This is a genomic window from Yoonia sp. (assembly GCF_046498525.1).
Lineage (GTDB): Bacteria > Pseudomonadota > Alphaproteobacteria > Rhodobacterales > Rhodobacteraceae > Yoonia.
This window is the reverse complement of sequence record NZ_JAWOAN010000037.1, coordinates 1-6,889: the sequence shown is the minus strand read 5'-3', so window position 1 is coordinate 6,889 and position 6,889 is coordinate 1. Positions and strand designations below refer to the sequence as shown.

The window sequence follows — 6,889 nt, the reverse complement described above, 5'->3', positions numbered from 1 at the left end:
TGCTTTGGCAGAGAAACAATTCACCTTCCGTGAAGACATGAACTTTGGCGCCGATGCTGCCGGACAGGTAGAACAGGGTGCCACGCTTGAAAATGTGGAAGATGCTTTGAACGCCGAAGTCGCCGCACTCTTCCGCAAGTATCCATTGCTGCATCACGTGAAACCGCCACAGTCTTTTGCGGCTGAAGTGGCAAGCTGCTAAGAAGTCGGCAAGGTGTGCCCGCGACTGGTCGTGGCTGTCTAGTGGATGCGTTTGACAGTCGCCTCCTTGTGCGGTTCATCCGCTCGGTCTGGCCCTCAAAACTCCACAGATGTTTTGGTTTGCCTATCTATGATCCCTCTATCTGCCTCAATGCAGAGAGTTATATCACGGTCAATCTCGCAAATCGGAATCTGGAAAAGAGAGACACCTCCCAAACGAGTGCCGCCCCTTTCAGGACCGGGTTGATGCCATCAGAGCCAAACCGGGGACTTCTTGCAACAATCCCGTTTTGGCATCAGCCAATTGGTTGAAATTGACAAGCGCCAGTCGCGCATGTTCGCGGGCAAGTGCTTCGGCGCGCATGCTCTCACGGTTTTCTATAGCTTCCAGGATCGAACGATGCTGGCGTTGTGCATAACGCAGCGAGTCTAGGAAATCGGGGATCAATGCGTGTTCGTTTAGAAATGAAGAGGGCGAAGCAAAGGGGAGAAGTTTTAGCCGTTCAATCTCTTTTCGAATAAGTGGGCTTTGGGGGAAAACCGCCAACAGATCATGGAAACGCGCATTGTGATGCACATATGCGTCGAAATCCAAACCATCGGGACCCGCAAGAGCTGTGTCGATCGAGGCCAGAACTGCATACGCCTCGGCCATGGTTTCCGGTTTCACACCACGTTCGGCAGCCAAACGCGCCGCTGTTCCTTCCAGGACGCCACGCAGTTCAATTGCATCTGCGATGTCTTCCCGCGTGAATGTCGCCACGCGACATCCCCCGGTATCGATCCGCTCAAGTATCCCTTCGGAAACAAGTCGATCCATGGCCTGGCGCAAGGGTGTGCGTGATGTCCCTAGTTTTTTGGCAACAGCGACCTCTGACAGTCGTTGCCCCTCCTCAAAGTCCCCCGCCAATACAAGCGAGCGCAAACCAAGTAAGGCGCGATCGAGTTGTGTTGGACTTTTTTCGGGCATCGCTCGATTCTCCGGTGCCTGAGCACCTCTTTGACAGATTGATCATCACAGACTGTATACAATTGTGAACACAGACAAGTGATTCGGGCCGATCCGAGTAAAACTGTGGGTGCTATGTGGACAGATTGCGTTTCCGACGTACGGTATTGTAAAAAACATCACGCGCGTTTTGTATCATTTTCTTGAGGTCGTTGTTCAAAAACAAGGCCTCCTGAATTTTTGATTGCCATGATGGAGATCATATAATACATTGTATTATAAGGATTAAATCCTAGTCACCTTTACCCGACGGCAGCTTGGTGAAAATCGAGGCGAATTCTCTACCAGATCTACCGGAATTGCTCGGTTTGAACGGTGTGATACCGCGTATGACATGAAACGCTTGTTTGAGGGGGTAATTCTTCTAAAGTTATTTTGGATCACGGGATCAAGCTCTACGCGGGGTTGCTTTGGGAGAGGCTGCTTTGTGTACAATTCTTACCCGAGGCTCACAAAACAAGACAGAGCCGGACCCCAGTCAAACGTCCGGCTTTCACTATTCCTTGGGAGGAACCATGTCAGATACTATTAATCGCAGAAAATTCCTGCGTGGATCGGCCGTTGCCGGTGCCGCAGCTTTGGCAACGCCTGCAATTGCCGAGGGCCACGGCACAACACTCAAGATGCAAGCTGCTTGGGGCGGTGGCATCTTCTTGGAGAACGCACAGTCCTTTGCAAACCGCGTTAACGAAATGTCCGGCGGCTCTTTGACAATCGATGTTCTGTCCGTCGATTCCGTCGTGAAGACAAGCCAGATGCAAGATGCGGTCCACCGGGGTGTTCTGGACGCTGCCCACTATGTTTCCGCATATTGGTACGGCAAATCCAAATCCGCGTCGCTGTTTGGCACCGGACCTTGCTTTGGCTGGTCCAGCCAAGAAATGCTGGGTTGGATTCATTCCGGTGGTGGCCAGGAGTTGTTCGACGAACTGATGGCCGAGCTGCGGTTGAATGTCGTGTCATTCTTTAACTCGCCAATGCCTGCGCAGCCATTGGGTTGGTTCAGTGAACCAATTACGGATGCGTCACAAATCCAAGGCCTGAAGTACCGCACAGTTGGCCTTGCTGCTGACGTTATGCTTGAAATGGGTATGTCAGTGGTGCAGTTGCCGGGCGGTGAAATTCAGCCCGCAATGAAGTCCGGCCTGATCGACGCTGCCGAGTTCAACAACCCGACCTCCGATCGCGATTTCGGTATGCAGGATGTTTCCAAAGACTACATGCTCGCGTCCTACCACCAAAGCCAGGAATGCTTTGAGGTCACCATCAACAAGGACAAGTTCAATGCGTTGTCGGCCGAGCATCAGGCGATGATCCGCAACGCATCCATGGCTGAAAACTCAGGCTTCTACTGGGGCAATACCAAGCGGTATTCCGATGACCTGATCAAGCTTCAGGAGCAGGACGGCGTATCGGTGCACCGTACACCGGAAGCCGTTCTGGAGGCTCAGCTGGTCGCTTGGGATAAGGTTGCGGAACGCATCGCATCGGAAGACCCGTTCTTTGCCCGCGTCATGGAATCCCAAAAGGCATACGCCAAGGAAGTTATGGGGTACCTGAACCTGAACCAGCCTAACTACCAGATGGCTTACGACCACTACTTCGGTTGATCTCTCTGTGACAACATAGATGTCCGGGCGTCCGCATGATGCCCGGACATTGTTGTGCGGCAACGATAAGAAACGACTTGCAGGGGAGCGGCAGTTTCATGAAATTTGTTCACGCTATCGAAGGCATCAGCCTATGGGTAGGGCGTGCATTTGGGTGGTGCATCCTAATTCTCACTCTATCCGTATCGTATGAAGTTTTCGTGCGCTATGTTTTGAATTCCCCGACGGTGTGGGCATTTGATATGATGATCCAGATGTATGGTGCACTGTTCTTGATGTGTGGTGCATATGCGCTGGCGCAAGACACCCACGTACGCGCAGACGTTGTTTACCGGCTATTCCCGGTAAAGGTGCAGGCGGCCTTGGATTTCCTACTTTATTTTCTCTTTTTCTTCCCGGGTGTCTTGGCGCTGGCGTGGTACGGGTATGAGATCGCTTCCGATAGCTGGCGCTATAAGGAAGTAAGTTTCAACAGCCCTGCAAGCATCCAGATCTACTTTTTCAAATCCCTGATCCCGTTGTCAGGTAGCTTGCTCGCGCTTCAGGGCGTGGCCGAACTTGTGCGATGCGTGATGGCGATGCGGACAGGTGTCTGGCCTGAGCGATTGGTCGATGTGAAAGAAACCGAAGACCTGCTGACCGAAGCCGATCTAGAGGCGATCAGCGCCTTCCGTTCGGCTGACAAATAAATCGACTGAAGCGCTTCTAGAAAGATAAAAGATGACAAATCCTGAAGTCGCCCTGTTCATGCTTGGGCTGTTTATTTTCCTTGTTCTCCTCGGTTTTCCGATTGCCTTTACATTGCTCGCGATGGGTGTGGCCTTTGGATACTACGCCTACCACCAAGGCGGCCCGATTGAGTCGTTCAGCGATATTTTCAACAATAATATCTTCTATCTGCTGAACCAGAACACCTATTCAGTCATGGAAAACCCGATCCTCGTGGCGATCCCGCTTTTCTTGTTCATGGGCTATGTCGTCGAACGTGCGAACATCATCGATAAGTTGTTCTTTTCGCTTTATATGGCCGCGCGCAACCTGCCCGGCAGCCTCGCTATTGCTGCACTGCTGACCTGCGCGGTCTTCTCGACGGCGTCGGGGATTGTGGGTGCGGTTGTGACGCTGATGGGCCTCTTGGCTTTTCCCGCGATGGCCAATGCAAACTACGACAAGAGTTTTGCTTCAGGCGTGATCTGCGCCGGTGGTACGTTGGGCATCCTGATCCCTCCGTCCATCATGTTGATCGTCTACGCGGCGATCGCCGATCTTTCCCCCTTGCGGCTCTATGCAGCTGCGGTGTTCCCGGGTTTGCTACTGGCCGGACTATATATCGTCTACGTTATTGTGCGCGTCTGGTTCAATCCGGCCCTGGCACCCAAGCCGACGATGGAAAACCCGCCACCGCCACGAGAAATCTATAAAGATCTTTTAATCAGCTTCGTCCCGCTTACCGTCCTTATTGCCTTGGTACTCGGCTCAATCCTGGGGGGGTTGGCAACACCTGCGGAAGCGGCGGCAATGGGTGCTTTGGGTGGCATGGTATTGGCGGTGATCTATCGTTCCATGACGTGGACAAAGCTTAAGGAAAGCGTCTTCCTGACCGCGAAGGCCACGGCGATGGTATGCTGGCTGTTCGTCGGCTCATGGACCTTTGCTTCGGTCTTTTCCTACCTTGGAGGTCACGACATCATCGCTGATTGGGTTGGTGGGATGGATTTGGAGCCTTGGGAGTTTCTTGTCCTTGCGCAGATAATCATCTTCCTGCTGGGCTGGCCTTTGGAATGGTCTGAGATCCTGATCATTTTCGTACCGATCTTCCTGCCGCTACTCGAAGTGTTTGGCGTGAACCCGTACTTCTTTGCAATGTTGATTGCCTTGAACCTGCAAACCTCTTTCCTGACCCCACCCATGGCCATGTCGGCCTACTATCTCAAAGGGGTGCTAAAGAACCAGATCGAGCTGATGCAGATTTTCCGTGGCATCATGCCTTACTTGGGCATCGTGATCTTAACGATGGTCTTGATGTATGCATTCCCCGGCATTGCGCTTTGGTTCCCTGAATACCTCTTTGGTCCGTATATTCCATGATAAATGAGAGCTACAAACTTACAGCATCCGAGGCGCTGGCCGCCATCGCCTCGGGTAAACTCAGTTCTGTTGAACTTGTGAAATCCTGTCTTGCGCAAATCGAAGCCACGGACAGCACGATCAAGGCTTGGGCGTTCTTGGACGGCGATGCGGCCTTGGCGCAAGCGGCGGAATGTGATCGAATCCGCAAGGCAGGCCTCGCCACCGGCCCGCTGCATGGGATACCGGTCGGGCTGAAGGACATCATTGACACTGCAAGGATGCCAACCCAGCGCGGCACGCCGATTTTCGCAGGCCGACAAACCGAACATGTCGCACGGCTGGTGGAGCGGTTGCGCGAAGCAGGCGCCGTTATCATGGGTAAGACCGTGACGACCGAATTGGCGTTCGTCCACGCAAACGAGACGCGCAATCCGCACAATGCCGATCACAGCCCTGGCGGGTCATCCAGCGGATCGGCTGCTGCCGTGGCAGCCCATCACGTGCCCTTGGCCGTTGGGACGCAGACCAACGGATCGGTCATCCGCCCTGCGTCATTCTGCGGCACGTTCGGTTTCAAGCCGACACGCGGTGTAATTTCGCGCAGCGGGCTTTTGCAAACGTCTGTTTCGCTCGATCAGGTTGGCTGCTTTGGCCGCAGTCTGGCGGATGTGGCTTTGCTCACGGATGCGCTCGGCTGCTACGATCAGCATGACCCCGTCAGCTTTGCACGCCCGCGCCCAAACATGTTGGCCGGTGCGCAAGCCGAAGTGCCCGTGACACCCGAACTTGCGTGGTTCAACCTGCCGTTCAATGACCGATTATCGGACGACTCGCGCGATGGTTTCGATGCCGTGCTGGAAATCCTTGGCCCGCAGGTGACGCGGATGGAACCCGCTGACACGCTTTCCAACCTTGTCGTCGTGCAGGCCCGGATACACGAATACGAGATTGTGCAGCATCAAGGAGCCGTTTTCGACAAGTACTGGGATCAAATTAGCGAGACGCTCAAGCCTGTCATCACGCGCGCGCGGCAAATTACCAAGACGGAGTATGAAGACGCGCTTGCCGTCAAAGCATCTGCCGAGGCATTTTTTGCCAACTTCTTTGTCGATTATGATGCTATCATCGCACCGTCGGCAGCCGGAGAAGCGCCGAAGTTTGGTAAAGGCACGGGCGACCCGATATTCTGTACGCTTTGGACCTTGGCCGGCCTGCCTTGCGTCAGCTTGCCGTTGCTTGTCGGCGAAAACGGACTGCCGATTGGGGTGCAATTGATCGGCCCCGCCGAAAAAGACGACCGCCTGCTGCGCACTGCGCGTTGGGTTCAAAAGTATCTTGCTGAAACTGCGGATTAAAGAGGAACTGAAAATGTCATATGCGGTCAAATTGATAGCTGGACTGATAGGGACCGGCTTGTTGTGCATCTTTATCGGTGGACTGTCCCAAAGCATCTCGAGCGGTTTTGCGGGTTTCATGGGTGGCTTGCCTTTCATGCTTATCGCCATCTTGGTTTGCGCCATGGCTGTCTATGATTTCTGGGACGAGTGCGTTCGCAAAAAATGAGCAAGAAACGCCTCTGGATTACCCGCCGCCTGTCTGACGCCACACTGGAACGTGCTGCGCGCGACTATGATGTGGTCATTAATCATGCTGATACACCCGGCACCGCAGAGGACTTGATTGCAGCCAGCGCCGCCTTCGATGCGATTATTCCGTGTCACTCCGAACATTTCAGCGCAGATGTTGTCGCGCAGTTCGCAGACCGTTTGCAGATTGTTGCCAACCATTCCGTCGGTGTGGACCACTGTGATTTGCCAGCGCTCAAGGGGCGTGGGATCGTGGTGACGAACACGCCGGATGTGTTATCGGATGCAACAGCAGAACTGGCAATGTTGTTGATGTTGGGGGCGGCCCGCCACGCGGTTGCGGGGGACCGGATCGTGCGCACCGGTAGCTGGGATAGCTGGTCACCGGCGTTCATGGTCGGCAAACAGGTCAC

Annotated in this window: 6 protein-coding genes and 1 pseudogene; 6 read left to right on the top strand and 1 reads right to left on the bottom strand. The window is 54.0% G+C overall.

Annotated elements, in window-relative coordinates; genetic code table 11:
* The coding region (locus tag R6T97_RS02630) for a hypothetical protein (protein ID WP_410347762.1) at positions 1 to 202 on the top strand (202 nt) is incomplete at its 5' end.
* 231 nt (positions 203 to 433) lie between these two features.
* Here R6T97_RS02630 and R6T97_RS02625 read toward each other — a convergent pair.
* A complete protein-coding gene (locus R6T97_RS02625; RefSeq protein WP_410347761.1) occupies positions 434 to 1,171 on the bottom strand; it encodes a GntR family transcriptional regulator in 738 nt (245 codons plus the stop codon).
* 554 nt (positions 1,172 to 1,725) lie between these two features.
* On the opposite strand from R6T97_RS02625, the gene R6T97_RS02620 reads away from it, so the two are divergent.
* The 5 genes and pseudogenes from R6T97_RS02620 to R6T97_RS02600 all read left to right on the top strand — a co-directional run.
* On the top strand, positions 1,726 to 2,820 hold the full coding sequence (locus tag R6T97_RS02620) for a TRAP transporter substrate-binding protein (protein WP_410347760.1): 1,095 nt from the start codon (positions 1,726 to 1,728) through the stop codon (positions 2,818 to 2,820).
* A 35-nt stretch (positions 2,821 to 2,855) separates the two neighbouring features.
* Positions 2,856 to 3,509, top strand: coding sequence for a TRAP transporter small permease subunit (locus R6T97_RS02615; RefSeq protein WP_410347758.1), 654 nt, complete (start codon positions 2,856 to 2,858; stop codon positions 3,507 to 3,509).
* A 31-nt stretch (positions 3,510 to 3,540) separates the two neighbouring features.
* A complete protein-coding gene (locus tag R6T97_RS02610) occupies positions 3,541 to 4,908 on the top strand; it encodes a TRAP transporter large permease subunit (protein WP_410347757.1) in 1,368 nt (455 codons plus the stop codon).
* The gene (locus R6T97_RS02605; RefSeq protein WP_410347756.1) at positions 4,905 to 6,245 is read left to right on the top strand and encodes an amidase; all 1,341 of its coding nucleotides are present in this window, start codon (positions 4,905 to 4,907) and stop codon (positions 6,243 to 6,245) included. Before R6T97_RS02610 ends, R6T97_RS02605 begins: the two co-directional genes overlap by 4 nt.
* 204 nt (positions 6,246 to 6,449) lie before the next feature.
* Positions 6,450 to 6,889, top strand: a pseudogene (locus tag R6T97_RS02600) (D-glycerate dehydrogenase); the annotation flags it as partial.

Excerpts from the sequence above, each read along its gene's own strand:
- R6T97_RS02625 (WP_410347761.1), bottom strand. The coding sequence starts at position 1,171 with ATGCCCGAAAAAAGTCCAACACAACTCGATCGCGCCTTACTTGGTTTG.
- R6T97_RS02620 (WP_410347760.1), top strand. The coding sequence starts at position 1,726 with ATGTCAGATACTATTAATCGCAGAAAATTCCTGCGTGGATCGGCCGTT.
- R6T97_RS02615 (WP_410347758.1), top strand. The coding sequence starts at position 2,856 with ATGATGCCCGGACATTGTTGTGCGGCAACGATAAGAAACGACTTGCAG.
- R6T97_RS02610 (WP_410347757.1), top strand. The coding sequence starts at position 3,541 with ATGACAAATCCTGAAGTCGCCCTGTTCATGCTTGGGCTGTTTATTTTC.
- R6T97_RS02605 (WP_410347756.1), top strand. The coding sequence starts at position 4,905 with ATGATAAATGAGAGCTACAAACTTACAGCATCCGAGGCGCTGGCCGCC.